We start from the raw sequence: 2,744 nt of genomic DNA on the forward strand, positions 1-2,744 counted from the left end.
GGCGTCCAACTTCGAGTTGGCCGGGTTGAATTTGAAGCCATACTTCAGGGGAACTTCGCTTGACTGGAAACGCTGCGTCGGAGGGTTGTACTCCAAGAAGCCGCCGAAGTTATTCAGATCGCCTGGTTCGGTAACCTCAACCTTGCCCTGTGCAATTGGGCCGGTGAGGTAGTTGGAAAAGCTGCGCTTGAGGTTCCAATCAAGGCGCGCATCTTGCAGATTTGGCAGCGCCTCAGCCGCGATCGCGGATGGCACCGGCACCGCCCCAGCAACGAGCGCAAAGGTAGCGGCGCTCACAAACAACTTCTTCCTCATTGAAGCTCCCTCCAAATAGACTATAGGTAAGCCTAAGCTAACCATAATGAGGTAAGCCTTACCATAGGGGGTATTGTCCAGAAACTTTCCAGAATTAAGGGCATGGTAAGTAAATGCAGGCTAACCTATTGAGCATGAGGAAAACTGCCGCCCTGTGCACTGCCACAACAGTCGTTTTGAGCGCACTGATTACCCCCGTTGCAAACGCGGAAACCCCCGTCGGATCAGGTGTAGAAGCCTCCGGCACCGTCACGTGGCCCATCAAGGCCTCGTTCCTACGCTATGTCCAAGGCATTGCCGGCGGCGAGATCCATACCGCCGGAGGAACCAAGGCAATCACTGACACAAAAGGCAAGGTGACTGGCTTCGAATTCCCAGTCAACCCGCGCAGCACCGTCGTTGAGCAGGATCGCACGGTCGTTGACTTGGAGGGCTCGCTGCACTTCTACGGCCACGCCGGTCTCGGCAAGGGCGGGACGTGGGGCCTGAATCTGCGTTACGACGATCTCAAGATCCTCGTGACCGAGTCGACCACCGCCGCCATCACCGCCGACTACATCGTCGAGGGAGGACTTCCCGGCGCCCGAGCCGAGCGAAAGGTCGCGGATGATGCCACTTTGGCCACGTTCACACTCCCCCGCCCCATCACTGCCACCGTCGGCGGTGGCTACACAGCAGAAGTGACTCCTACGCTCGCCGCTGGTGGCGCGGCGTCGCTGCTCAACTATGACGAGGGCACTACGCTTAACGACGGTCGTTTGAACCTCACCCTGGCGTTTCACTCCAAGGGATCGGCCCCCACCCCGACACTGTCTGAGGAGCAGCAGTTCAAAGCGCAGGGCAGCGCGGCTGCCGACGCGAAAACGATCGGCATCGCTGGTGCCCTGCTCGCTGTGCTTGCTTTGTTGGGCGCGGGCGCGGCGTGGTTCTCAGGCCTGATACCAGGCCTGCCGCCTGCACCCGCTCTTTCCCTGTAGCTGGCGCGCTACTGGATCTCAGCCGGATCCTTGCGCTCCGGGTACACCTTCGGGCGCACGCCCGCGATGTCCTCGACGACGCGAACCACCTGGTGGGAGTAGCCGTACTCGTTGTCGTACCAGACGTAGAGCACGAGGTGGTTGCCAGATGCGATGGTGGCCAGGCCGTCGACAACCGACGCGTGGGTAGTACCCAGAAGGTCAGTGGACACAACCTCCGGCGAGTTGATGTAGTCGATCTGCTGGCGCAGGTTGGAGTGGGTGGACACACGGCGCAGGAAGGTGTTCACCTCGTCCTTGTTCACTTCCTTCTCCAGGTCCAGGTTGAGCACTGCCATGGACACGTCCGGGGTGGGCACGCGGATCGCGTTGCCGGTGAGCTTGCCCTCAAACTCGGGCAGCGCCTTGGACACGGCCTTCGCAGCACCAGTCTCGGTGAGCACCATGTTCAGGCCAGCAGCACGCCCACGACGGTCACCCTTGTGGAAGTTGTCGGCCAGGTTCTGGTCGTTGGTGTACGCGTGGACGGTCTCCACGTGACCATGCTTGACGCCGTAGCGGTCGTTGATCACCTTCAGCACCGGGGTGATGCCGTTGGTGGTGCAGGACGCGGCGGACAGGATGCGCTCCTCGCCGATCATGTCCTGGTTGATGCCGTAGACAATGTTCGGGATGTCGCCCTTGCCCGGCGCGGTAAGCAGCACGCGGTCCACACCCTTGGACTGCAGGTGCTGGGACAGGCCCTCGCGGTCGCGCCACACGCCAGTGTTATCGACGACGATGGCGTTGTTAATGCCGTACGCCGTGTAATCAATCTCGGCCGGGTCGTTGGCGTAGATCATCTGGATCGGGGTGCCGTTGGCCCAGATGATTTCCTTCTCCTCATCAACGGTGATCGTGCCGTTGAACGGGCCGTGGATGGAGTCGCGGCGCAGCAGGGATGCGCGCTTGATGATGTCGATGTCACCCTTCTTGCGCACCACCACCGCACGCAGGCGCACGCCGCCGTACATTGCCTCGCGGGCAATCAGGATGCGGGCGAGCAGGCGACCGATGCGGCCGAAGCCGTAGAGCACGACGTCGCGTGCATCGAGCTCGGAGGAGGTGCCGATGACGTCAGCGAGCTGCGCCTCGAGGAAGGCACGCAGATCCTTCTCGTCGGAGTGCTTGAACTCCTTTGCCAGGCGGCCAAGGTCGATCGAAGCGGTGCCGAGATCCATCTCCACCAGCTCGCGCAGGATCGGGAGTGTCTCGTCGAGCGGGAGCTCCTTTTCATCGATACGACGCGCGTAGCGGTGTGCCTTGATGATCTCGATGTCAGTCACACCCACCAGCAGGCGACCGTAAACCGAGGTGACCGCGTTGTGTTCGCGGTGCAGGCGACTGATCAGCGGCAGCATCTCCTGGGCGAGGGTGAGCTTATGGTTCCAGTCGTCGCGGGGGTTTGTGGTT

3 protein-coding genes are annotated in these 2,744 nt (G+C 61.4%); 1 reads left to right on the forward strand and 2 read right to left on the reverse strand.

All coding sequences use genetic code 11. From position 1 onward, the window contains the following. A partial coding sequence (locus tag HMPREF2791_RS05750; RefSeq protein WP_210400160.1) for an HtaA domain-containing protein occupies nt 1–315 on the reverse strand: 315 nt, incomplete at its 3' end. Between the two features lie 134 nt (nt 316–449). Between HMPREF2791_RS05750 and HMPREF2791_RS05755 the strand changes: the two genes are divergently transcribed. Further along, a complete protein-coding gene (locus HMPREF2791_RS05755) occupies nt 450–1,292 on the forward strand; it encodes an HtaA domain-containing protein (protein ID WP_167617571.1) in 843 nt (280 codons plus the stop codon). Between the two features lie 8 nt (nt 1,293–1,300). On the opposite strand, the gene HMPREF2791_RS05760 is transcribed toward HMPREF2791_RS05755, so the two are convergent. After that, a partial coding sequence (locus HMPREF2791_RS05760) for a glyceraldehyde-3-phosphate dehydrogenase (RefSeq protein ID WP_246825463.1) occupies nt 1,301–2,744 on the reverse strand: 1,444 nt, incomplete at its 5' end.

This window comes from Corynebacterium sp. HMSC034A01, from assembly GCF_001838175.1.
GTDB lineage: Bacteria > Actinomycetota > Actinomycetes > Mycobacteriales > Mycobacteriaceae > Corynebacterium.